This is a genomic window from Amycolatopsis balhimycina FH 1894, from assembly GCF_000384295.1.
Lineage (GTDB): Bacteria > Actinomycetota > Actinomycetes > Mycobacteriales > Pseudonocardiaceae > Amycolatopsis > Amycolatopsis balhimycina.
The window spans coordinates 226585-253074 of sequence record NZ_KB913037.1 but is presented as its reverse complement, the minus strand read 5'-3'; the positions used below and the strand labels follow the sequence as shown (position 1 = coordinate 253074).

1 protein-coding gene (only partly in view) is annotated in these 26490 nt (G+C 75.8%); it reads right to left on the bottom strand.

Annotated elements, in window-relative coordinates; genetic code table 11:
- On the bottom strand, nt 1-26408 hold the 5' portion of the coding sequence (locus tag A3CE_RS59180) for a type I polyketide synthase (protein ID WP_020638053.1). The gene continues 8596 nt to the left of window position 1, outside the view; the window shows 26408 of its 35004 coding nt (coding positions 1-26408); its start codon is at nt 26406-26408; its stop codon lies off the left edge, out of view.
- Nucleotides 26409-26490: the final 82 nt, after the last annotated feature.

Sequence of the window (26490 nt, the reverse complement as noted above, 5' to 3'; positions counted from 1 at the left end):
CCGGACCGCAGCGACTGCGCGGCCAGGTGGATCGTGACCAGCGAAGACGAGCACGCCGTGTCGACGGTGACGGCGGGCCCGCGCAGCCCGAGCACGTACGACACCCGCCCGGCCGCGACGCTCCCGGCCGCGCCGGTGCCGAGCATCCCTTCCAGTGCCGGGTCCTGCGCGCCGGTGCCGTAGTCGTGGTACATCAGGCCGGTGAAGACGCCGATCTCGCGGCCGCGCACGGAATCGGGGGCGATCCCGGCACGCTCCAGGGCCTCCCACGACGTCTGGAGCAGCAGCCGCTGCTGCGGGTCCATCGCCAGGGCTTCGCGGCGGGAGATCCCGAAGAAGCCCGGGTCGAACATCCCGGCGTCGTGCAGGAAGCCACCGGAACGGGTGTAGGACTTGCCCGGCGCGTCCGGATCGGGGTCGTAGAGCGCGTCGATGTCCCAGCCGCGGTCGGTGGGGAACCCGGAGATGGCGTCGGTTTCGCCGGTGAGCAGGTCCCAGAGGTCGTCAGGGGTGCGCACGCCGCCGGGCAGCCGCAGGCCCATGCCGACGATCGCGATCGGTTCGTCGGCCGGGGCGGCCGGTTCCGGGGTGGCGGGCGCGGTCTCGCCGGCGAGGTGCGCGGCCAGCTCGGCCGGGCTGGGGAAGTCGAAGACGGCGGTCGCGGGCAGGGTGACGCCGGTGGCGGCGGCGAGCCGGTTGCGCAGCTCGACGGCGGTGAGCGAGTCGAACCCGGCTTCCCGGAACGGCCGCGTCGCGCTGATCGTGGTCCCCGCGCCGAGCACGGCGGCCGCCTCCCGGCGCACCAGCGCGAGGAGCCCGGCGGGATCGGTGGTGGTCACCCGCTTCGCCGCCGTTCGGCGCACCGGCCCGGCGAGGTCGGAGAGCAGGGCGGGAAGGTGCCCGGTCTTGGCGTGTTCCCGCAGCGCCACGACGTCGAAGGCGGCGGGCACGACCACCGGCCGGTCCGCGGCGAGCGCGGCGTCGAACAGCCGGACCCCGTGCTCGGGGTCGAGGGCACGGATGCCCGCACGGGCCAGGCGAGCGGAATCCGACGACGAGCCGAGCCCGTCCCCGGCCCAGAGCCCCCAGGCGAGGGACTGCGCGGGCAGTCCGGCGGCCCGCCGGCGGACGGCGAGGGCGTCGAGGGCGGCGTTGGCCGCGGCGTAGTTGCCTTGCCCGGCACCGCCGAGCACGCCGGAGAGGGAGGAGAAGAGCACGAAGGCGGCGAGATCGTGCCCGCGGGTCAGCTCGTCGAGGTGCCCGGCGGCGTCGGCCTTCGGGCGGAAGACGGTGGCCAGCCGCCCGGCGTCCAGCGCGGTGACGACGCCGTCGTCGAGCACCCCGGCGGCGTGGATCACGGCCGTCAGCGGGGCGTCGGCGGGAACCCGCGCGAGGAGTTCGGCGACGTGCGCGCGGTCCCCGACGTCCCCGGCGACGACGTCGACCCGGGCGCCGAGCGCCCGCAGGTCGGCGCGGAGTTCGGCCGCGCCCGGCGCGGCTTCGCCCCGGCGCGAGGCAAGGAGGAGGTGACGGACGCCGTGCCGGGCGACGAGGTGCCGCGCGACGAGCGCGCCCAGGCCGCCGGTGCCGCCGGTGATCAAGACGGTGCCGTCCCGGTCGAGCGGCCGCGGGCCGGTCTCCGCCGGTCCGGTGCGGACGAGCCTCGGGACCCACGGCTGCCCATCGCGGAGCAGGCACTGGTCCTCGACCGGCTCCCGCCACCGGTCACCCGGCGCCGGCTCGTCGCCGAGGTCCACCAACGTCAACCGGCCCGGGTGCTCCGCCTGGGCCGAGCGCACCAAGCCCCACACCGCGGCCGCGGCCGGGTCGAGGTCGCCGTCGCCGACCGCGTGGCGGGTCAGCACCACCAGACGGGTGCGGCGCGGGTCGGCGAGGAACGCCTGCAGGACTTCGAGCGCGCCGGCCACCGACCGCGCCGGCGAGAACAGCACTGGCGTGCCGGGGTCGACCTCGGCCAGGTCCGCCGGGCCGGTCACCACAACCGCCGGTACCGGGTCCGCTGTGGACGGTGGTGCGGGCTGCCAGTCCACTGTGTACAAAACGTCCGACGGCACCGGGACCGCCAAGGGCCGGGTGATCAGCGAACCCACCGAAAGCAGTGGTGCCCCGGCCGGGTCGGTGAGGTCGAGCGCCGTTCCGCCGGTGCCGTCCGGGCGGAGGCGGACCCGCGCGGCCGTCGCGCCCTCGGCGTGGACCACGACGTCCCGCCACGCGAACGGCACCTCCGCCGCGTCGGCGGTGAGGGCGGCGACGTGCAGGGCCGCGTCGAACAGCGCCGGGTGGATCGGGTAGCCGGCGCTGTCCGCGTCTTCGGGCAGCGCGATCTCGGCGTACAGCTCGTCACCGTGCCGCCAAGCCGCGGTCAGGCCCCGGAAGAGCGGGCCGTAGCCGTACCCGCGCTCGGCCAGTGCGGGGTAGCAGTCCGTCACGTCCAGGGCTTCGGCACCGGCCGGGGGCCACGCGGGGAAGGCGGGCGCGGGCGGGCCGGTCTCGGCCAGGGCGCCGCTCGCGTGCCGGGTCCACGGCCCGTCGCCGGTGCGGGAGTGGATCGACACCGCGCCGCCGGGCCGGGCGGAAACGCGCAGCTGCGGCTCGGCTCCGGTGACCGCCAGGGGTGCCTCGATGACCAGTTCCCGCACGACCGGGAGGCCGAGCCGGTCGCCGGCCTGGACGGCGAGGTCGACCAGGGCCGTGCCGGGCAGGAGCGGGACGCCGCCGACGGTGTGCTCGGTCAGCCACGGCAGCGACAGCCGGCCGGTCAGGACGACACCGCCGGTCTCCGGGTCCTCGACGGCCGCGCGCAGCACCGGGTGCCGCACGCCGTCCAGGCCGAGGCCGGCCGGGTCGGCCGCACGGCGGGTGAGCCAGAAGCGCTCCCGGCGGAACGCCGTCACCGGCAGCGGCACGACGACCCGCTGCTCCGGCGGGAAGAGCGGCGTCCAGTCGACGTCGGCGCCGTGGACGAAGGCTTCCGCGAGCCCCGAGAGGAAGGTCGTGACTTCGTCGCGGCCGCGACGGGCGAGCGCGACCACCGCCGGGCCGTCGGAGACCGCGGCTACCGCAGGGGCCAGGACGGCGTCCGGTCCCACTTCGAGCACGCCCGCGACCGAGCGGTCGAGCAGGGCCGTCACGGCGTCGCCGAACCGCACGGTCCGGCGGACCTGGCCGACCCAGTACTCCGGTGTCCCGACGGCGGTCCCGGGCACCAGCGGCAGCGCCGGTTCGCGGTACTCGACGCGGGCGGCCACCTCGGCGAACTCCGCGAGCATCGGCTCGACCAGTCCCGAGTGGAACGCCTGCCGGGCCGGCAGCTCCCGCGTCCGCACCCCGAGCGAGCCCGCCAGCTCGCGGACGGCCGGGGCTTCGCCGGACAGGACGACCGACGACGGGCCGTTCACCGCCGCCAGCCAGACGCCGTCGGGGAGCTCGATGTCCGCTTCGGCCGCCTCGACCGCGATCATCAGCCCGGGCGGCAGGTCTCGCATCAAGCGCCCGCGGTGCACGACCAGCAGCACCGCGTCCGGGAGCGAGAACACCCCGGCCACGAACGCGGCCGTGAGCTCCCCGAGCGAATGCCCGGCCACCGCGCGCGGCCGCAGCCCGAACGACTCCAGCAGCCGGACCACCGCGACCTCGAAGGCGAACAGGCCGGCCTGCGTGTACTGCGTGTCGTGCACCAGCTCCGAGGCGATCGCCTCCCGCAGCGGCACGTCGAGGTGGCGGTCGAACTCGGCACAGACCTCGTCGAACGCCGCCGCGAACACCGGGAACCGCGCCGCCAGCTCCCGGCCCATCCCCGGCCGCTGCGCGCCTTGCCCGCTGAAGACCAGCGCGACGCCGTGCCGCGCCGGGTCCGCCTCCCCGCGGATCGCGGTTCCGGCCCGCAGTGCTTCGGCCGCGTCCGTTCCGCGGCCGGCGAGCACCACCGCGCGGTGCTCCCACAGTGCCCGCGACCGCAGCGACGACCAGGCGAACGCACCCAGCCCAGGCGCCCGATCGAGCGCCGCGGCCAGGCGCACGGTCTGCTCGGTGAGGCCGTCGGCCGAGCGGGCCGACACCACGACCGGCACCACCGTGTCGCTCTCGGCGATGACGACGTCGACCGGGACGCCCTCTTCGAGCACGAGGTGCGCGTTGGTCCCGCTGACGCCGAACGACGAGACCCCCGCGCGCCGCGGCCGGTCCCCCGCCGGCCACTCGCGGGCTTCGGTGAGCAGCCGGACGGATCCGGCCGTCCAGTCGACCCGGGTCGAGGGCCGGTCCGCGTGCAGGGTCGGCGGCAGCACGCCGTGCCGCATCGCGAGCACCATCTTCATCACGCCCGCGACCCCGGACGCCGCCTGGGCGTGCCCGATGTTGGACTTGAGCGACCCGAGCCACAACGGCGTCTCGCGGCCGGCGCCGTAGGTCGCCAGCAGGGCTTGCGCCTCGATCGGGTCGCCGAGGCGGGTTCCGGTGCCGTGCGCTTCGACGGCGTCCACTTCGGATGGTGCGACGCCCGCGTTGGCCAGCGCCTGCCGGATCACCGCCTGCTGGGCCGGGCCGCTCGGGGCGGTGAGGCCGTTCGAGGCGCCGTCCTGGTTGACCGCCGTGCCTCGCACGACGGCGAGGACTTCACGGCCGTCGCGCAATGCGTCGGAGAGGCGCTGCAGCACCACCACTCCGGCGCCTTCGCCCCAGCCCGTGCCGTCCGCTTCATCCGAAAAGGACTTGCAGCGGCCGTCGGCCGAAAGCCCGCGCTGCCGCGAGAACTCGACGAACACCCCCGGGGTCGCCATCACCGTCACGCCGCCGGCCAGCGCCATCGAGCACTCGCCCGACCGCAGCGACTGCGCGGCCAGGTGGATCGCGACCAGCGACGACGAACAGGCGGTGTCCACGGTGACGGCCGGTCCGTGCACGCCGAGCACGTACGACACCCGGCCGGCCGCGACGCTGCCCGCCGAACCCGCGCCCAGCATGCCTTCCAGGCCCTCGTCGGCGGTCGCGTAGTCGTGGTACATCAGGCCGGTGAAGACGCCGAGCCGGTGCCCGCGCAGCGAGTCCGGTGCGATGCCCGCGCGTTCGAGCGCCTCCCAAGACGTCTGCAGCAGCAGTCGCTGTTGCGGGTCCATGGCCAGCGCTTCGCGGCGGGAGATCCCGAAGAAGCCGGGGTCGAACAGACCCGCGTCGTGCAGGAAGCCACCGGAGCGGGTGTAGGACTTGCCGGGCGCGTCCGGGTCGGGATCGTAGAGCGCGTCGACGTCCCACCCGCGGTCCACCGGGAACGGCGTCACCGCATCGACTCCCCCGGCCACCAGGTCCCACAGCGCTTCCGGGCTGTCCACCCCGCCGGGCAGCCGCAGGCCCATGCCGACGATCGCGATCGGGTCGTCCACCGGCGCCGCGGCCACGGGCTCTTCGGGCGTGTCCGCCGCGCCGCGCAGGAACCCGGCCAGCAGCAGCGGGGTCGGGTGGTCGAAGACGACGGCCGGCGGCAGTTCGAGGCCGGTCGCGGCGGCCAGCCGGTTGCGCAGCTCCACCGCGGCCAGGGAATCCATGCCCAGGTCCCGGAACGCCCGGCCGGGGGCGACCGACCCGCCCCCGAGCACCACCGACGCCTCCGCGCACACCAGCTCGACCAGGTCTTCGCGCGCGCTTTCCGGCGCGGCGGCCTTGGCCGCGCCCGCGAGCGACCGCAGCACCGGCGGTACCGTTCCGGCTTCCCGGACGGCGGCCACGTCGAACACCATCGGCACCAGCACCGGCCGCGCCGCACCGAGTGCCGCATCGAACAACGCCATCCCGGTCCCGGCGTCGAGGGTGCCGAAGCCGAGCCGAGCCAGCCGCGCGGTGTCGGCGCCCGCGTTCAGCCCGCGCTCTCCGCGCCACAGACCCCATGCCAGCGACACCGCCGGGTGTCCGGCGGCGCGCCGCCGGACGGCGACACCGTCGAGGAACCCGTTGGCCGCCGCGTAGTTGCCCTGCCCCGCCCCACCGAGGACGCCGGCGACCGAGGAGAACAGCACGAAGAAAGCCAGGTCCGCGTCGCGGGTCAGCTCGTCGAGGTGCGCGGCGGCCTCGGCCTTGGGCCGGAAGACGGTGTCCACCCGGGCCTCGTCGAGCGCGGTGACCACGCCGTCGTCGAGGACCCCGGCGGCGTGGACGACCCCGGTCAGGGGCGCGTCGGCGGGCACCCGGGCCAGCAGCGCGGCGACCTGCGCGCGGTCGGCGGTGTCGCAGGCGACGACGTCCACCCGTGCGCCGAGACCACCCAGTTCGGCCGCCAGTGCACCGGCGCCCTCGGCCGCCGGTCCGCGCCGGGAGGCGAGCAGGAACCCGCGCACGCCGTGGACCCGCGCCAGGTGACGGGCGACGACGGCGCCGAGCATGCCGGTGCCGCCGGTGATGAGGACCGTGCCGGGTTCGGAGACCACCGCCGCTTCGGCGGGCTCCCGCACCAGCCGCGGCACCTCGATCCGGCCGTCGCGGACCGCCAGTTCGGTCTCCCCGCGGGCGACGGCCGCGTCGAGGTGCCCGCCGTGGACGTCACCGGCGGCGAGCACGATCCGGCCGGGGTGCTCGGCCTGGGCACTGCGCACGAGTCCGCCGACCGCGGCGGCCACCGGGTCGTCGAGGCCGGTGACGACGGCGAGCCGCTTCCCGGTGCCGAGGAAGGCCTGGAGGACGGCCAACGTGGTCGTCACGGCGGAGCGGGCCTGCGCGGCGGACTCGCCGGGCGCGACCCGCAGCACCACCCACGGCGTCCCCGCGGGTACCCCGTCGAGACCGGCGGCATCGGTGATCGTCCACATCGGACTCTCCGGCGCCACGTCGAGGTCCGGTGTGGTCCAGTCGACCGCGAACATCCGGTTGGCCGCGGTGGGGATCGAGCGGCTGAGCAGCGTGCCCACGGACAGCACCGGTGCCCCCGCGGCGTCGGCCAGGTCCACCGCGACCCCGTCCGCCGCCGGCCGGATCCGCACCCGCGCCGCCGGGGCGGCCGAGTGGACGGCGACGTCCTGCCACGCGAACGGCAGGGCGACGGTGTCACCGGCGTCGAGGGCCAGGACGTGCAGGGCGGCGTCGAACAGCGCCGGGTGCACCACGAAGCCGTCGGCAGGATCGGCCGTGACCTCGGCGAACAGCTCGTCGCCGCGCCGCCACGCCGCGGTCACGCCGCGGAACGCCGGGCCGTAGGCGTACCCGCGGGCGGCGAGGAGGTCGTAGAAGCCGTCCAGGTCGAGGCGTTCGGCGCCGGCGGGCGGCCACTCCGGCAGCTCGGCCGCCGTCGGTTCGCCCGCGGTGAGGAAGCCGGTCGCGTGCTGGGTCCACTCGCTCTCCCCTTCGCGGCGGGAGTGCACGGTCACCGGACGGCGTCCGTCCTGCTCCGGCCCCGCGACGACGTGCAGCTGCCGGACGGCGTCCAGCGGCAGCGGGGCGGCCAGGACCAGCTCCCGAAGCAGGGGGGTACCGGCCTGGGCGCCGGCCCGCAGGGCCAGCTCGACCAGTGCCGTGCCCGGCACGACGGCCTTGCCCGCGACGACGTGATCGGCCAGCCACGGGACGGCGGCGCGGGACAGCCGCCCGGTCAGTACCACGGCGCCGGACACCGGGTCCTCGACCACCGCGCCCAGCAGCGGGTGCCCCACCGGCCGCAGCCCGGCGGCCGCGACGTCCGCGGGCGCGGTCTGCGCGAGCCAGTAGTGCCGGTCCTGGAACGCCGTCGTCGGGACGGGCACGACCCGCCTCGCGCCGTCCGGGAACAGCGGCGTCCAGTCGACGTCGACGCCCCGCACGAACAGTTCCGCGAGCGCGGCCAGGGCTGTGGCGGGCTCCGGTCGCTCGCGGCGGCTCAGCGCGACCGCGGCCAGCGGCGGCTCGACCAAGGCGGTCAGCGCCGCGTCCGGGCCGACCTCGAGGACGGCGGCCACGGACTGCGCGGCCACGGTGCGGAGGGCGTCGCCGAAGCGCACGGGCCGCCGGATCTGCTCGACCCAGTACCCGGGTGTGCACAGCTCCGCCCCGGCCAGGCCACCGGAGACAGTGGACACCACGGGCACGGCCGGCTCGTGGTACGCCACCGCGGCCGCGATCTCCGCGAACTCGGCGAGGACCGGTTCGACCAGTCCGGAGTGGAACGCGTGCTCGACGGCCAGCTCGGTCGTCCGGAAACCGCGCCTCGCCAACGTTTTCGCGGCCGCGCGAACCGCACCGGACTCCCCCGAGAGCACCACGGACCGCGGGCCGTTGACCGCCGCGAGCCAGACCCCGTCGCCCAGCAGCGGAGTGACGTCGGCTTCGGCGGCCGTGACGGCCACCATCCGCCCGCCCGGCGGCAGGGACCGCATCAGGCGGCCCCGGGCGGCGACCAGCAGCGCCGCATCCGCCACCGAGAACACCCCGGCCACGTGGGCGGCCGTCAGTTCGCCGAGGGAATGCCCGGCGACCACGCGCGGCCGCACGCCGAACGACGCCAGCAGCCGCACCATCGCCACCTCGGCCGCGAACAGGCCGGCCTGCGTGTAGTCGGTCCGGTGGATCAGCTCGGTGCCGAGCACCTCGGCCAGCGGCCGCTCGAGGTGGCGGTCGAGTTCGGCGCGGACCTCGTCGAACGCCCCGGCGTACGCGGGGAACGTCTCGTACAGCTCCTGTCCCATGCCCGGCCGCTGCGCGCCTTGGCCGGTGAACAGGAAACCCACGCCGCTGGTGGCGGGGTCCACCGCACCACGCGTGACGCTCGCGAAGTCACGCAGCCGGGTGAGTGCGTCGTCGCGGTCGCCGGCGAGCACCACCGCGCGGTGCTCCCAGAGCGCGCGGGTGGTCAGCAGCGACCAGGCGGCCGCGCCGAGGTCGTCGTCGAGGCCGGTGGCGAGGCGGGTGACCTGCGCGGCCAGTGCGTCGGCCGAGCGGGCCGAGACCACGAGGGGCACGACCGGCCCGGCGTCGCCGGGCGGGGTGCCCGGCCGGTCGGGGGCCTGTTCGAGGACGGCGTGGGCGTTGGTGCCGGAGATGCCGAACGCCGACACCCCGGCCCGGCGCGGGTGGCCGTGCTCGGGCCACGGGCGGGCGTCGGTGAGCAGCCGGACCGCGCCGGACGACCAGTCCACGCGCGACGACGGCGTGGTCGCGTGCAGGGTCCGGGGCAGCCGGGCGTGCCGCAGGGCCAGCGCCACCTTGATCACCCCGGTGACGCCGGCCGCGGCCTGGGTGTGGCCGAAGTTCGACTTCACCGAGCCGAGCCACAGCGGCCGTTCGGGTGCGCGGTCGCGGCCGTACGTGGCGAGCAGCGCCTGGGCCTCGATCGGGTCGCCGAGCACCGTGCCGGTGCCGTGCGCCTCGACGGCGTCCACTTCGGACGCTTCGACCCCGGCCGCGGCGAGCGCCCGCCGGATCACCGCCTGCTGGGCCGGCCCGTTCGGCGCGGTGAGCCCGTTGGACGCGCCGTCGGAGTTGACGGCGGTGCCGCGCACGACCGCGAGCACTTCCCGGCCGTCGCGGACGGCGTCGGAAAGACGCTGCAAAACCAGCATTCCGGCGCCTTCACCCCAGCCCGTGCCGTCGGCATCGTCCGAAAAGGACTTGCAGCGGCCGTCCGCGGCGAGGCCGCGCTGGCGGGCGAATTCGGCGAACGCGGCCGGGGTGGCCATCACCGTGGCGCCACCCGCGAGCGCCGTCGAGCACTCGCCCGCGCGCAGGGCCTGCACCGCGAGGTGCAGCGCGACCAGCGACGACGAGCACGCGGTGTCCACGGTCACCGACGGTCCCTGCACGCCGAGCACGTAGGACACCCGGCCGGACACGACGCTCGCCGACGACCCGGTCAGCCCGTACCCCGCGACAGCGGCGGCCGCGTCGGGCCGGGTGCCGTACTCCTGGGCCATGGCACCGACGAACACGCCGACTTCCCGGCCGCGCACCGAGGTCGGCGCGATGCCCGCGCGTTCCAGGGCTTCCCAGGACGTCTGGAGCACGAGCCGCTGCTGCGGGTCCATGGCCAGGGCTTCGCGGCGGGAGATCCCGAAGAAGCCGGCATCGAACCGGGCCGCGTCGTGCAGGAAGCCGCCGACGCGGGCGGTGTCGCCGAGGTCGCCGGTCACCCAGCCGCGATCGTCCGGGAACGCGGACATCGCGTCGACGCCGTCGGACAGGGCCGTCCACAGCTCGTCCGGGCCGGTGATGCCGCCGGGCAGCCGGAGCCCGATGCCGACGATCGCGATGGGTTCGCCGGACGCCGTGGTCGTGGTGGCCGGCCGGGCTTCGGCGGTGGCGCCGAGCAGTTCGGTGTGCAGGTGGGCGGCCAGCGCGGCCGGGCTGGGGTGGTCGAACACGGCCGTGGCGGGCAGGGCGACGCCGGTCGCGGTGACCAGGCGGTTGCGCAGCTCGACGGCGGTCAGCGAGTCGAAACCGACGTCGCGGAACGCCCGGGTGGCGTCGAGCCCGGCTCCGCCGATCACGGCGGCGGCTTCGGCGCGGACCAGGTCGGTGAGGGTGCTCAGCCGCGCGGCCGGGTCGAGGCGGGCGAGCCGGTTCTGGAGCGGACCGGTGTCGTGGCCGGTGCGGGCGGCCCGCCGGACCGGGGTGGCCGGGGCCCGCAGGAGCGGCGGGACGTCGTCGCGCACCGCCGTGAAGTCGGCGGCCATCGGGACGAGCGCCGGCCGGCCGGTGGCGAGCGCGCGGTCGAACAACGCGAGCCCGTGGTCCGGTTCGAGGGCGCCGAAGCCGGAGCGGGCGAGCCGCGCGGTGCCGGCTCGCATCCCGGTGTCGCCGGACCACGGTCCCCACGCCAGCGCGACCGCTCCCGGGCGACGGGCGGCGAGCGCGTCGAGGCAGGCGTTCGCGGCCGCGTAGTTCGCCTGTCCCGCGGCCCCGAAGACGCCCGCGATGGAGGAGAAGACCACGAACAGCGCGGGATCGGCGTCGCGGGTCAGCTCGTCGAGGTGGATCGCACCGTCGACCTTCGCGGTGAAGACCCGGTCGAGGCGTTCCTCGTCCAAAGAGGACAGCACGCCGTCGTCGAGGACGCCGGCGGCGTGCACCACCCCGGTGAGGGAGGCGACGGAGTCCACAACGGACTTCACCGCCGCGCGATCGCCGGTGTCGCAGGCGACCACGCGGACTTCCGCGCCGAGGTCCCGCAGTTCGCCGGCGGTCTCGGTGTCCTCGCCCCGCCGGGAAGCCAGCACCAGGCTCCGCACGCCGTGCTCGGTGACCAGGTGCCGGGCGACCAGCGAGCCCAGCATCCCGGTGCCGCCGGTGATCAGCACCGTGCCGCCGGGATCGAGGGCGCGCGGCAGGGTCAGGACGTTCTTGCCCACGTGCTTGCCCTGGGCCATGAACCGGAAGACTTCGGGGGCGCGGCGGATGTCCCACGGCGTCGTCGGAATCGGCTGCAGGGTACCGGTTTCGACCAGGTCGAGGATCTCGCGCAGCATCGCGCCGAGCCGTTCGGGACCGGCTTCGGGCAGGTCGAACGCCCGGTAGTGCTCGACGCCGGTCCGGAGGTCGGTCTTGCCCATCTCCAGGAACCGGCCGCCCTCGGCCAGCAACCCCAGCGAGGCGTCCACGAACTCACCCGCGAGGGAGTTGAGCACCACGTCCACCTCGCCGAACGCGTCCGCGAAACCGAGGGTCCGGGAATTCGCGATGTGATCCTCGGCGACACCCATCTCCCGCAAGAGGTGCTGCTTGCCCGGGCTCGCGGTCGCGTACACCTCGGCGCCGAGGTGGTGGGCGATCCGGACCGCCGCCATCCCGACGCCACCCGCGGCGGCGTGGATCAGCACGCGCTCGCCGGGCCGCACCCGGGCCAGGTCGACCAGGCCGTACCAGGCGGTCAGGAACACGACCGGCAGCGACGCCGCCCGCTCGAACGACCAGCCGGCGGGGATGGGCGCGAGGGTGCGCGCGTCCGCGACCACGAGGGGGCCGAAGCCCTGCGGCACCATGCCGAAGACCCGGTCGCCGACGGCGAAGCCGGTCACCTCGGCTCCGGTTTCCAGGACCACGCCGGCGGCTTCCCCGCCCATCCCGGCCGCGCCGACGTCGACGCCGAGCCCGGCCAGGACGTCGCGGAAGTTGAGCCCGGCGGCACGGACGCCGATCCGGACCCGGCCCGGTTCGAGCGGCGCCTCGGCGTGGGGCGCGGGCACGAACGCGAGGTCGTCGAAGGTGCCGCCGCCGGTCGAGGTGAGGACCCACGGCCCGGCGGGCGGGACGAGCGGCGGCTCGGGACGGGTGAGCCGCGGCACCCGCAGCCGGCCGTCGCTGACGCGGGCCTCGGTTTCGCCGGCCCCGACCAGCGCCGAGACGACCTCGTCGGTCACTTCGCCGTCGACCAGCAGGAACCGGCCGGGATGCTCGATCTGCGCGGACCGGACGAGGCCCCGGACGGCGGCGGCGACCGGGTCGTCCGCCGCGCCGGACGGCACGACCACCAGGCGCCCGGCCGGGTCGGCCAGGGCGTCTTGCAGGGCGCGCAGCACCCGGCCGGTGGCGGCCCGCACCCGCGCCGGTTCGTCCCCCGGCCCGGCGGGATCGGCGGGCAGCTCCGTCCAGCCGACGGACGGTCCGGCTACCGGGTCGAGTTCAGTCCAGGTGACGGTGAACAGCGCGTCGTCGATCGGTGCCGGCCGCGGTCCCGGCACGGGCCGGGTGCGCAACGATCCGACGGTCGCGACCGGGGCGCCGGTGGCGTCGGCGAGGTCGAGGGCCAGTCCGTCGCCGGACGAGCGGAGGCGCACGCGCAGCGCGGACGCACCGGTGGCGTGCACGGTGACGCCGGTCCACGAGAAGGGCAGGGCGAGGGTGTCCGCGTCGACCGCGGCCGGGTGGAGCGCGGCGTCGAACAGGGCCGGGTGAAGGGCGAACGCCGACGCGTCCAGCCCGGACGGCAGCTCGACCTCCGCGAACAGTTCGGCCTCACCGCGCCACATCGCGGTGACGCCGCGGAAGGCCGGGCCGTAGGCGTAGCCGCGTTCGGCGAGGACGTCGTAGAAGTCCTCGACCGGAACGGGGTCCGCGGCCGGGGGCCAGGCGTCCAGGGGGCGGCCGGGTGCGCCGGCCGCGGTGAGGACGCCGGCCGCATGCCGGGTCCAGCCGCCGGGACCGGACACCGGGCAGGAGCGGATCGCGACCGGCCGCCCGCCGTCCTCCTCGGCGCCGACGGCCACTTGCACCCGCACCGCCCGGTCCAGCCACAGCGGCGCTTCGATGACCAGCTCCCGCACTGCCGGCGCACCGACGTGGTCGCCGGCCCGCACGGCCAGGTCGAGCAGCGCGGTGCCGGGCAGCAGCGCCGCACCGCCGACTTCGTGGTCGGCTAGCCACGCCGGTGCGCCCGGCGAGATCCGTCCGGTGAGGACGATGCCGCCGGTCGCGGGGTCTTCGACGGCCGCGCTCAGCACCGGGTGCCGGACGGGCAGCTGGCCGAAGCCCGCCGCGTCGCCCGGGCCGCCGGCCGCGAGCCAGTAGAGCTCCTCCTGGAACGCCGTCGTCGGGACCGGCACGATCCGCCGCGCGGCGGCCGGGAACAGCGGCGTCCAGTCGACGTCGGTGCCTCGTTCGAACAGTCGTCCCAGTGCGGCGAGGACCGCCTCGCGCTCGGGCCGGTCGCGCCGGGTCAAGGCAATGCCGCCGTCCGGCAGCATTGCGGTGAGCACCCCGTCGGGCCCGGCTTCCAGGATCGCCGCGACCCCCTGCCTGGTGATCGTCCGGGCGGCGTCGGCGAACCGGACGGGCCGGCGGACCTGGTCCACCCAGTACGCCGTGGTCAGCAGCTCGTCCCCGGCGAGCGCACCGGACACTGTGGACACGAGCGGCAGCGCCGGTTCGCGGTACTCGACGCGGGCGGCCACCTCGGCGAACTCCGCCAGCATCGGCTCGACCAGTCCGGAGTGGAACGCCTGCCGCGCCGGCAGTTCCCGCGTCCGCACCGGCAGCGACGCGGAAACCGCGCGAACCGCCGCGGCCTCGCCGGACACCACGATCGACGCCGGACCGTTGACCGCCGCGAGCCAGACACCTTCGGGCAGCTCGAGGTCTTCGCCCGCTTCCACCGCGACCATCAGGCCTTCGGGCAGCTCCTGCATCAGCCGCCCGCGGTGTGCGACCAGCATCGCCGCGTCCGGCAACGAGAACACCCCGGCGACGTAGGCGGCCGTCAGCTCCCCCAGCGAGTGCCCGGCCACCACGCGCGGGCGGACGCCGAACGACGCCAGCAACCGGACGGCCGCGACCTCGAACGCGAACAATCCCGCCTGCGTGTAGACCGTCTCGTGCACCCGGTCCGACGCGATCGCCTCCCGCAGCGGCACGTCCAGGTGGCGATCGAACTCGGCGCAGACCTCGTCGAACGCCGCCGCGAACACCGGGAACCCGGCCGCCAGCTCCAGCCCCATCCCCGGGCGTTGGGCGCCTTGCCCGGTGAACACGAACGCGACCCCGCTCCCCGGCGCGACCGGCGAGGGACGCGCTTCGCGGAGGGCAGCGGCCGCCGAGGCGGGGTCGGCGGCGAACACGACCGCCCGGTGTTCCCAGGCGGCGCGGGCCTGGAGCTGCGTCCACGCGACGCGGCCGAGGTCGGCGTCAGCGTCCAAGAAGGACGCGAGCCGCTCGGCTTGGGCGTCGAACCCGGCCGGGGTCCGCGCGGACACGACGACCGGCACCGGTGCGGTCAGCCCGGCCGGGCCGGTTTCGGCAGCGGGCGGCCCTTGCTCCAGGACGACGTGCGCGTTGGTCCCGCTCACCCCGAACGACGACACCCCCGCCCGCCGCGGCCGGTCCGTCCGCGGCCAGTCCTCGGCCTCGGCGAGCAGCCGGACCCCGGCCGCCCAGTCGACCCGGGACGAGGGCGTGCCGGCGTGCAGGGACTGCGGCGCGACGCCGTGGCGCATCGCCTCGATCACCTTGATCACCCCGGCCACCCCGGCCGCGGCCTGCGCGTGGCCGAGGTTGGACTTCAGCGAGCCCAGCAGCAGGGGGCGCGCCGGGTCGCGCTCGGGTCCGTAGACCGCTTGCAGGGCCTGGACTTCGATCGGGTCGCCGAGGGTCGTTCCGGTGCCGTGACCTTCGATCACGTCCACTTCGGACGGCTCGAGGCCGGCGTCGGCCAGTGCCTGGCGGAGCACGGCCTGCTGGGCGGGCCCGTTCGGCGCGGTGAGGCCGTTGGACGCGCCGTCGGAGTTCACCGCCGTCCCGCGCACGACGGCCAAGACCTCCCGGCCTTCGCGGACGGCGTCGGACAGCCGCTGCAGCACGAGGACGCCGACGCCTTCGCTCCAGCCGGTGCCGTCGGCGGTGTCCGAAAAGGACTTGCAGCGGCCGTCGGGGGAAAGGCCGCGCTGGCGCGAGAACTCGACGAACATCCCCGGCGTCGCCATCACGGACGCGCCGGCGGCGAGGGCCAGGGAGCACTCGCCCGAGCGCAGGGACTGCGCGGCCAGGTGCAGCGCCACCAGCGACGACGAGCACGCCGTGTCCACGGTCACCGACGGGCCTTGCGTGCCCAGCACGTAGGCGACCCGGCCGGACAGCACGCTCGACGACGAGCCGGTGAGCACGTACCCCTCGACGTCGGGGTTCGCCGAGTGGGCGCCGTAGTGCTGCGCGGACGCGCCGACGAACACCCCGGCGCGCTGCCCGCGCAGCGACGTCGGCGCGATCCCGGCGCGTTCGAGGGCTTCCCAGGACGTCTGCAGCAGGAGCCGTTGCTGCGGGTCCATGGCGAGCGCTTCGCGCGGGGTGATGCCGAAGAACGCGGCGTCGAACCGGCCGGCGTCGTGGAGGAACCCGCCCGAGCGGGTGGTCGCGGTGCCGGGGTGGTCGGGGTCGGGGTGGTAGAGGGCGTCGAGGTCCCAGCCGCGGCCGGCGGGGAAGCCGGTGATGGCGTCGACGCCGGCGCGGACCAGCTCCCACAGGCCTTCGGGGGTGTCGACGCCGCCAGGCAGGCGCACGCCCATCCCGACGACCACGACCGGGTCGCCGGTGGTTGCCGTCCGTACCGGCTCGGGCGTGGTGGCGGGTTCGCCGAACAGGTGGGCGGCGAGCGAGCGCGGGTTCGGGTGGTCGAAGACAGCGGTGGCGGGCAGCGCGGTGCCGGTCGCGGCGGTGAGCCGGTTGCGCAGTTCGACGGCGGTCAGGGAGTCGAAGCCGACATCGCGGAACGCCTGAGCGGCGCCGATCGTGTGCTTGTCGCCGCCGAGGACGGCGGCGGCTTCGGCGCGGACCAGTTCGACCAGCGCGTCGAGGTCGCCGCCGGGCCGGACGGCCGCGACCGCGGCGGCCCGCGCCGGACGCCGGGCGGGCGTGGCGAGATCACGCAGGATCGGCGGGACGTCGCGCAGCGCGCGGACGTCGACGGCCATCGGCACCAGCGCCGGACGCGGCGAGCCGAGCGCGCGGTCGAACAGCGCGAGCCCGCGGGCGGGGTCGAGCGCACCGAACCCGGCGCGGGCGAGCCGCGCGGTGTCGGCCTGGGCGTTCATGCCGGTTTCGCCCGCCCAGAGACCCCACGCCAGGGAGAGGGCACCCGGCCGGCGGGCGGCGAGCGCGTCGAGGAAGGCGTTCGCGGCCGCGTAGTTCGCCTGCCCGGCGGCGCCGAGCACCCCGGCGACCGACGAGAAGACGGCGAACAGCGCGAGGTCGGCGTCGCGGGTCAGCTCGTCGAGATGGATCGCACCGTCGACCTTCGGCGCGAAGACCCGGTCGAGGTGGTCTGCGTCCAAAGAGGACAGTGTGCCGTCGTCGAGGACACCGGCCGCGTGCACGACACCGGTCAACGATCCCGCGGCGTCCACCAGCGAGCGCACGGCTTCGCGATCGCTGGTGTCACAGGCGACCACCCGGACGTCCGCACCGAGTTCCCGGAGTTCACGGGCGGTCTCGGTGTCCTCACCCCGGCGAGACGCGAGCACCAGGTTGCGCGCGCCGTGTTCGGTGACCAGGTGCCGGGCGAGCAGCGAGCCCAGCATCCCGGTGCCGCCGGTGATCAGCACCGTGCCCTGCGGGTCGAGGGCACGCGGCAGGGTCAGGACGTTCTTGCCCACGTGCTTGCCCTGCGCCATCACCCGGAACACTTCGGGCGCCCGGCGGACGTCCCACGTCGTGACCGGGATCGGCCGCAGGTCGCCGGTCCCGAACCGGCCGAGGACCTCGCGCAGCAGTTCACCGATCCGGACCGGGCCGGCTTCGGGCAGGTCGAACGCCCGGTAGCCGTCGACGCCGGTCCGGAGGTCGGTCTTGCCCATCTCCAGGAACCGGCCGCCCTCGGCCAGCAACCCCAGCGAGGCGTCCACGAACTCACCCGCGAGGGAGTTGAGCACCACGTCCACCTCGCCGAACGCGTCCGCGAAACCGAGGGTCCGGGAATTCGCGATGTGATCCTCGGCGACACCCATCTCCCGCAAGAGGTGCTGCTTGCCCGGGCTCGCGGTCGCATACACCTCGGCACCGAGGTGCCGGGCGACCTGAACCGCGGCCATGCCGACACCGCCGGCCGCGGCGTGGACCAGCACCCGCTCGCCGGGTCGCACAGCGGCCAGGTCGACCAGCGCGTACCACGCGGTCATGAACGCCACCGGCACCGACGCCGCCCGCTCGAACGACCAGCCGGCCGGAATCCGGGCGAGCGTGCGCGCGTCCGCGATGACCTGCGGGGCGAAGCTGCCGGGCACCATGCCGAGCACCCGGTCGCCGACGGCCGGTTCCCGCACGCCGGGCCCGACCTCGGAGACCACCCCGGCGCATTCGCCGCCCATCCCGGCCGCGCCGACGTCGACCGCGAGCCCGGACAGCACGTCCCGGAAGTTCACCCCGGCCGCGCGCACCGCGACGCGCACCTGCCCGGCCGTCAGTGGTTCCGCTGTGGACGGGACGAACGCGAGGTCGTCGAACGTCCCGCCCGACGTCCCCAGCGTCCACGCGTCCCCGGCGGGGAGCTCGAGACCTTCGATGGTGTGGCGGACGAGCCGGGGCACCCACGCCCGGCCGTCCCGCACCGCGCACTGGTCCTCCCCCGTGGCGGCCAGCGTCGCGAGCAGGCCGGCCGGGAGTTCGCCGTCGACCAGGACAAGGCGGCCCGGGTTCTCGGTCTGCGCGCTGCGCACGAGGCCCCACACCGCCGCGGCGGCCGGGTCCGGCGGGCCGTCGAGGTCGACCGCACCGGTCGTGACGACGACCAGCCGCTTGTCCGCCGGTGCCCCGGCCAGGAACTCCTGGACCGCGGTCAGGACACGGCCGGTCAGCTCGCGCACGCGGCGGGTTTCGTCGCCTGCCACGGCGTCGAGGCGGAGAAGTGTCCACTCGGGAGGGTTGGCGCCGCTGTTCAGGGGCAGGGTTTTCCAGCGCAGGCGGAAGAGGGCGTCGTCCGCCGGGCGGGCGAGCGCGGCCCGCGGGACCGGCCGGGTGGTCAGCGAACCGACCGACAGCACCGGCCGGCCGGCGGCGTCGGTGAGGTCGACCGCGAGCCCGCCACCGGTGGGCCGCAGCCACGCGCGCACCGCGGTGGCGCCGGTGGCGTGCACGGCGACGTCCGTCCAGGCGAAGGGCAGGGAGACCGCGTCGCCCGCGTCCAGGATGGCCGGGTGCAGAGCGGCGTCGAACAGCGCCGGGTGGACGGCGAACCCACCGGCGTCCGCGCCCTCGGGCAACACGACCTCGGCGAACAGTTCGTCGCCGCGCCGCCAAGCCGCGGTCACGCCCTGGAACGCGGGCCCGTAGCCGTAACCGCGGCCGGCGAGGACGTCGTAGAAGCCGCCGGTCCCCAGTGGCTCGGCGCCGGCCGGGGGCCATTCGACCGGCGTGGTCACCGCCGGTGCGGCCGCGGTCAAGGTGCCGGTGGCGTGGCGGGTCCACTCCCCACCGTCCACTTGGGAATAGACGTCGACCGTGCCATCGCCGTCGGCGCTCACCTGGACGGTGACGGGCGCGTCGGTCAGGCGCAGCGGGGCTTCCACGACCAGTTCGCCCACGACGGGCCGGCCCAGGCGGTCACCGGCCTGCACGGCCAGCTCGACCAGCGCCGTGCCGGGGACGACGACGGTGCCTTCGATCGCGTGGTCGGCCAGCCACGGGTGGGTGTCGCGGGCGATCCGCCCGGTCAGCACGACCCCGCCGGTGGCGGCGTTCGCGACTTCGGCGCCGAGCAGCGGGTGCGCGACGGACCGGACGCCGGTGCCGGCCGGCCCGGTGGTCAGCCAGAAGTGCCGCTCCTGGAACGCCGTCGTCGGCACCGGCACGATCGGGAGCCCGGCGGGGAACAACGGCGTCCAGTCGACCGGGACGCCGTGGGCGAAGAGGGTGGCCAGTGCGGTGCGCGCGGTCTCGGCCTCCGGCCGGTCGCGGCGGGTCAGCGCGACGGCGGGCGGCGCGTCCGGGAAGTCCCCGACGGCGGCGGTCAGCGCCGCATCCGGGCCCGCTTCCAGGATCGCCGCGACCGACGCGTCCAGCACGGTGGCGACGGCGTCGGCGAACCGCACCGGGCGGCGCACCTGCTCGACCCAGTACTCCGGCGTGCACAGCTCTTCCCCGGCGAGCGCACCGGTCACCGTGGACACCAGCGGCACGACCGGCTCGCGGAACTCGACGCGGCGGACGACTTCGGCGTACTCGGCGAGCATCGGCTCGACGAGTCCGGAGTGGAACGCGTGGCTCACCGTGAGCGCGGTCGTCTTGACCGGCAGCCGCGCGGCGGCCGCGTGCACGGCGGCTGCCTCGCCGGACAGCACGACCGACCGGGGCCCGTTCACCGCCGCGAGCCAGACGCCGTCGCCGAGCACCGCTTCGACGTCCGCTTCGGACGCGGCGACCGCGACCATCGCGCCGCCCGGTGGCAGCTCCTGCATCAACCGGCCCCGCGCGGCGACGAGCATCGCCGCGTCGGCCAGCGAGAACACCCCGGCGACGTGCGCCGCGGTCAGCTCCCCCAGCGAATGCCCGGCCACCAGGCGCGGCCGCACCCCGAGCGACGCGGCCAGCCGCGCCATCGCGACTTCGACGGCGAACAGCCCGGCCTGCGTGTACCGCGTTTCGTGCACCAGATCCGAGGCGATCGCGTCGCGCAACGGCCGGTCCAGGTGCGCGTCGAAGGCGGCGCACGCCTCGTCGAACGCCGCCGCGAACACCGGGAACTCCGCCGCCAGCCCGAAGCCCATCTCCGGCCGCTGCGCACCCTGGCCGGTGAAGAGGACCGCGACACCGTCCCGTGCGGGATCGACCACGCCCCGGATCGCGCCGGTGTGCAGGCCGTCCGCGGCCTCCGCGGCGGACGCGGCCAGGACGACGGCCCGGTGGTCCCCCAGCGCGCGGGCCCGCAGCAAGGACCACGCCGAGGTGGCGAGGGTCTCCTGGCCGCCGAGGTGGCCGGCGACCCGCTCGGCCTGCGCGGCCAGGCCGGCGGCAGAACGGGCCGACACGACCACCGGCACCACACCGGCGTCGGCGACCGGCGCGGGTTCCGGTGCGGCGGGCGGCTCTTCGAGCACCACGTGCGCGTTGGTCCCGCTCACGCCGAACGACGACACACCCGCCCGGCGCGGCCGGTCCCCGCGCGGCCACTCCTCGGCCTCGGTGAGCAGCCGGACCGCGCCGGCACTCCAGTCCACCCGGGACGATGGTGCGGTGACGTGCAGCGTGCGCGGCAGCACGCCGTGCCGCAGTGCCATGAGCACCTTCACGATCCCGGCGACCCCGGCCGCGGCCTGCGCGTGGCCGATGTTCGACTTCAGCGAGCCGAGCCGCAACGGCGTCTCGCGGTCTTGGCCGTAGACCGCTTGGAGCGCGTGGACTTCGATCGGGTCGCCGAGGGTGGTGCCGGTGCCGTGAGCCTCGACGACGTCCACTTCGGACGGGATGACACCGGCGTTGGCCAGTGCTTGCCGGAGCACCGCCTGCTGGGCGGGGCCGTTCGGTGCGGTCAGTCCGTTGGAGGCGCCGTCGGAGTTGACCGCACTGCCCTTGACGACGGCCAGGATCTCGCGGCCGCCGCGGAGTGCGTCGGAAAGCCGTTGCAGCACCAGGACCCCGACGCCTTCGCCCCAGCTGGTGCCGTCGGCGTCGTCCGAAAAGGACTTGCACCGGCCGTCCGCGGCGAGCCCGCCCTGCCGGGCGAACTCGGTGAAGGCGGCCGGGGTGGCCATCACCGCCGCCCCGCCGGCGAGGGCGAGCGACGACTCGCCCGAGCGCAGCGACTGCGCGGCCAGGTGCACCGCGACCAGCGAGGACGAGCAGGCGGTGTCCACGGTGACGGCGGGTCCGCGCGTGCCGAGGACGTAGGCCACCCGGCCGGAGATGATGCCGGCCGAGGCGCCGGTCATGGCGAACCCGGCGGTTTCGTCGGCGAAGCCGGGGCCGCGCATGCCGTAGCCGAGGGCCGAGGCGCCGAAGAACACCCCGGCGTCCTGGCCGCGCAGCGACGTCGGGGCGATCCCGGCGCGTTCGAGAGCTTCCCAGGACGTCTGGAGCAGGAGGCGCTGCTGCGGATCCATCGCGAGGGCTTCGCGGGGCGAGATGCCGAAGAACGCCGGGTCGAACCGGCCGGCACCGGCGAGGAAGCCGCCGAGGGGGGCGATGCCGCCAAGGGCCGTCGTGTCCCAGCCGCGGTCGGCGGGGAACGGCGAGAGGGCGTCGACCCCGCCGTCGACGACGTCCCAGAGCGCCTCGGGACTCTCGACGCCACCCGGCAGCCGCAGCCCGACCCCGACGATGACGATCGGGTCGTCGGTGGTCGTGGTGGCTGTCGCGGCGCCGGTGGTGGGCGCGCCGCCGAGTTCGGCGTGCAGGTGCTCGGCGAGGGCACGCGGGTCCGGGTGGTCGAAGACGACGGTGGACGGCAGGGACGTACCGGTGCGGTCGGCGAGCTTGTTGCGCAGTTCGAGGGCGGTGAGGGAGTCGAACCCGGCGTCGCGGAACGCCTGCGTGGCGGCGACGGCGCCGCCGAGGACGGCAGCGGCTTCTTCGCGCACGAGGCTGGTGAGCTGGTCGACGTCGGCGTGCCGGTTCGCCTGCGCGGCGACGCGCCGGACCGGCCCGACGAGCTCGGCCAGCAACGGCGGAACACCCTGGTCCTGGGCGCGTTCGCGCAGGACGGGCAGGTCGAGGGCCATCGGGACGAGCACGGACGTCGCCGAGGTCAGCGCGGTGCGCAGGAGGCGCAGGCCGTGGTCGCGGTCGAGGGCGCCGAACCCGGCGCGGGCCATGCGGGCGGCGTCGGCGGCGCCGGAGATGCGGCCGTCTCCGGCCCACAGCCCCCACGCGAGGGAGATCGCGGTGTCGCCGGCGGCCCGGCGCCGGGCGGCGAGGCCGTCGAGGAAGGCGTTGGCGGCGGCGTAGTTGGCCTGGCCGGCCCCGCCGAGGACACCGGCGGCGGAGGAGAAGAGCACGAACGCGGCGAGCCGCGCCCCGCGGGTCAGCTCGTCGAGATGCGCGGCCGAGTCGGCTTTGGCCCGCAGCACCACGTCGAGCCGGGTGGGGTCGAGGTCGCCGAGGAGGCCGTCGTCGATGACGCCGGCGGTGTGCACGACCGCGGTGAGCGGGGCGGTTTCCGGCACCCGCGCGAGAAGAGCGCGAACCTGGTCGCGATCCGCGGTGTCACAGGCGACGATGTCGGTTTCCGCGCCGGCGGCCGCCAAGCGAGCCACCAGTCCGGCGGCGCCTTCGGCGGCCGGGCCGCGGCGGGAGGCGAGCAAGAGGTGGCGCACGCCGAGGTCGCGCGCGAGGAACTCCGCGACCGCCGAGCCGAGCATGCCGGTGCCACCGGTGACGAGAACGGTGCCCTCCGGGTCGAGCCGGCGGTCTTCGGGCTCGGGCGCCGCGCGAACGAGGCGGGGAACCAGCAGTTCTCCCCCGGAGATCCGGCACTGCTCTTCACCGGCCGCGACGAGTGCTTCGGGCCGTTCGGCGGTGTCGACGTCGGCGAGGAAGTAGCGGCCCGGGTGCTCGGTCTGCGCGGAGCGGACCAGTCCCCAGACGGCCGTCGCGACGGGATCGGGGTCGGGGCCGTGGGCGTTGCGGGTCACGACGAGCAGGCGGTCGGCCGTTTGCAGGGCCGCGAGGGTCTCGGCGAGCACGGTGCGCAGGTCGCCGGTACCGGGTTCGAAGATCGCCGGGGGCGCCGCGGTGCCGGGTTCGGCCGGCCGCCATTCGACGGCGAAGAGGGAGTCGGCGGTGGTCTCGGCGAGCGGAACCGGCGCGGTCGTCACGGACCCGGCGGAGAGGATCAGGGCGCCGGCGGAGTCCCGCAAGGTCAGGGACCGGCCGTCGTATCGGACTCGGGCGGCGCGGGCACCGGTGGCGTGCAGCACGACATCGGTCCATTCCGCGGCCGGCCCGCCCAGCGGCGCGAGTGCGGCGGCGAGCAGCGCGGGGTGCAGCGAGAAGGTCTCCGGATCGACGCCGGTCGGGAGGGCGGCTTCAGGACCGGTTTCCCCGGTTCGGGGCTCGGTGCCGGCCGGCTTCGCCGCGGCCAGTGTGCCGGTGGCGCACCGCACCCAGGTGCCCCCGGCCGGGCGGGTGTGGATCTCCAGTTCGCGTCGGCCCGAGTGCTCCGGGCCGGCGACCACGCGCACCGGCACCCGGGTTCCCGGCGCGAGGGCCAGGCGGCGTTCCGCCGTCAGCCGGCGGACCACCGGAGTTCCGGCTCGGTCACCGGCCTGGAACGCCAGCTCCAGCCACGTCGACGAGTCCGCCTCCGCCGTCAGGCGACCGGTCAGGGTGAGTGCGCCCGTTGCCGGGTCCTCCAGGGCCGCGGCCAGGATCGGGTGCGTCACCTCGTCCAGGCCGAGTCCGGTCGCGTCGGCCGGCTTGCCCGGGGTCAGCCAGTACCGTTCCTGCTGGAACGCCGTCGTCGGCAAGGTGACCCGGCCGGTCACCGGCGGTAGCGCCGGTTCCCACGACACGGCCACGCCCCGGGTGAAGGCCTCCGCCAGCCCCGCGCGGAACGCCGCCACCTCGGGCCGTCCGCGACGGCCGAACGGCACCACGTCCGGTGCCGTCGCCGTGAGCGCCGCGTCGGGACCCACCTCCAGCAGCACCGACGCCGGCAGCGCGGCCAGTGCGTCGGCGAAGCGCACCGTCGAGCGGATCTGGTCCACCCAGTACTGCGCCGACCGGATCTCCGGGCCAGCCACCGCACCGGACACAGTGGACACCAGCGGCAGCGCGGGTTCCCGGTAGGTCACCCGGGCGGCGACCCGGGCGAACGGCGCCAGCACCGGCTCCACCAGTCCCGAGTGGAACGCGTGCGCCACCGGCAGCCGTTTCGTGCGGTACGGCAGCCGCGCCACCGCCGCGTCGATCGCCGATGCGGAACCGGACAGCACCACCGACTCGGGCCCGTTGACCGCGGCCAGCCAGACGCCGTCGCCGAGCACCGGCGCCACGTCCGCCTCGGACGCCGGCACCGCGACCATCACCCCGGGCGGCAGCTCGGCCATCAGCCGTCCGCGCGCCGCGACCAGCATCGCCGCGTCTTCGAGCGAGAACACCCCCGCCACGTACGCCGCCGTCAGCTCGCCGAGGGAATGCCCGGCGACCGTGCGCGGTCGCAGCCCGAAGGACGCCAGCAGCCGGTGCAGGGCGACCTCGAACGCGAACAACCCCGCCTGCGCATACCCCGTGTCGTGCACCAGCTCCGAGCCGAGCGCCGAACGCAGCGGCTGGTCCAGGTGTGCGTCGAAGGCGGCGCACACCTCGTCGAACGCCGCCGCGAACACGGGGAACTCCGCGGCCAGTTCGAAGCCCATCTCCGGTCGCTGAGCACCCTGGCCGGTGAAGAGGAACGCCGGCTCCGCCGGTCCGGCCTCGCGACCGCGGACGTCCCGCAGCGCCGCGATCGCCGCCGCGCGGTCCGCCGCCCAGACGACCGCCCGGTGCTCCCACCGCGCCCGCGTGCGCACCAGCGCCGCCGCCGACGCACCCAGGTCCGCCCCGGTTTCCAGGAAGTCCGCGAGCCGCGCCGCCTGCTCGGTCAGCCCCGCGGCCGAGCGAGCGGACACCACCAGCGGCACGACACCGCTGGTCGGCGCCGGCTCGGGCTCGGGCTCGTCCGCGACCTGCTCGACGACGACGTGCGCGTTCGTCCCCGACACCCCGAACGACGACACCCCCGCCCGCCGCGGCCGGCCGGTCTCCGGCCACGGCCGCGCCTCGGTCAGCAGCCGGACGCCGTTCCAGTCCACCCGGGACGACGGCTCGGTGACGTGCAGGGTGCGCGGCAGCACGCCGTGGCGCATCGCGAGGATCATCTTGATCACGCCGGCCACCCCGGCCGCCGCCTGGGTGTGGCCGACGTTCGACTTCAGCGAACCCAGCCACAGCGGGGTTTCCCGGCCCGCACCGTACGTCGCCAGCAGCGCCTGCACCTCGATCGGGTCGCCGAGGGTCGTGCCCGTCCCGTGCCCCTCGACGGCGTCCACTTCGGACGGTGTCAGCCCGGCACTGCCCAGGGCCTGCCGGATGACTTCCTGCTGAGCCGGGCCGTTCGGGGCGGTCAGGCCGTTCGACGCGCCGTCGGCGTTGACCGCGCTCCCGCGCACCACGGCCAGGACCGGACGGCCTTCGCGGCGAGCATCGGAAAGCCGTTGCAGCGCCAGCACTCCGACCCCCTCACCCCAGCCCGTGCCATCGGCGGTGTCCGAATAGGACTTGCAGCGGCCGTCCGCGGACAGGCCGCGCTGGCGGGAGAACTCGACGAAGATGCTCGGCGTCTCCATCACCGTAGCCCCGCCGGCGAGGGCGAGCGAGCACTCCCCGGCCCGCAGCGACTGGGCGGCCAGGTGCAGCGCGACCAGCGAAGACGAACACGCGGTGTCCAGCGTGACAGCCGGACCGCGCAGCCCGAGCACGTAGGCGACCCGCCCGGAGAGCACGCTGGACGACGACCCGGTCAGCGCGTAGCCGTCCGCGCCCGCGGACTCGCGCAGCTGAGCGCCGTACCCCTGCGCGGCCGCGCCGAAGAACACGCCGGTCCGGCTGCCCGGCAGCGTCGACGGGTCGATGCCCGCGCGCTCGAGCGCCTCCCACGAGGTCTGCAGCAGCAGCCGCTGCTGGGGATCCATCGCCAGGGCTTCCCGCGGCGAGATGCCGAAGAAGCCGGGGTCGAACAGTGTCGCGTCGTGCAGGAAGCAGCCGGAGCGGGTGTAGGTCTTGCCGGACGCGTCCGGGTCGGGGTCGTAGACGGCGTCGACGTCCCAGCCGCGGTCGGCCGGGAAGTCCGTGACGGCGTCGACCTCGCCGGCGACGAGGTCCCAGAGCGCGTCCGGGCTGGTGACACCGCCCGGCAGCCGGACGCCGATGCCGACCACGGCGATCGGCTCGGCCGTCCCGGCCCGCAGGTCGGCGAGCTCGGCGCGGGTCTGGCGCAGCTCGGCCACGGTCCGCTTGATGTAGTCGAGCACCTTGTCGTCAACGTCCACGGCGCACCTTCGGGTTCACGGCCGACCGAGCTCTCGGTCGAGGAAGTCGAACAGGCCGTCGGCGGTGACGGCATCGAGGTCG